This window comes from Micromonospora sp. AMSO12t (genome assembly GCF_008806585.1).
GTDB classification, from domain to species: domain Bacteria; phylum Actinomycetota; class Actinomycetes; order Mycobacteriales; family Micromonosporaceae; genus Micromonospora; species Micromonospora reichwaldensis.
The window spans coordinates 1-397 of record NZ_WAAS01000563.1; the positions used below are offsets into that span (position 1 = coordinate 1).

At 75.3% G+C, this 397-nt stretch carries 1 pseudogene; it reads left to right on the forward strand.

The features are described 5' to 3' along the window. Positions 1-397 (forward strand): annotated as a pseudogene (locus tag F6X68_RS32960) (AraC family transcriptional regulator); the annotation flags it as partial.

Here is a 397-nt window from a genome sequence, read left to right on the forward strand (position 1 = left end):
GGCCCGCAGCTCGACGCGACGGTGGTGAGCTGGGATCCGGCGGCGCTGCGCGGGCTCGACGTCGATCCGGACGCCGTCCCGGCCTGGCTCCAGCTCGCCGGCGAGGACGAGGACGCGGTGATCAACGAGGTGAGCCAGCTGGCGGTGGACTGCCAACGGCACCGGGGACTCGCCGTCGCGCGCGGACTGCTCCGCCACCAGCTCGCCGTGCTGCTGCTCCGGCTGTCGATGCTGCCCGAACGCGCCCACCCGGCGACCCGGGCGGAGGCCGCCACCTTCCATCGGCTGTGCCGCGAGGTCGAACGCGGCTACCAGCACACCCGCCGGGTCGAGGACTACGCCGCCCGGCTGGGCTGCTCGGTGCGTACGCTCACCCGGGCCTGCCTGGCGGTGACCG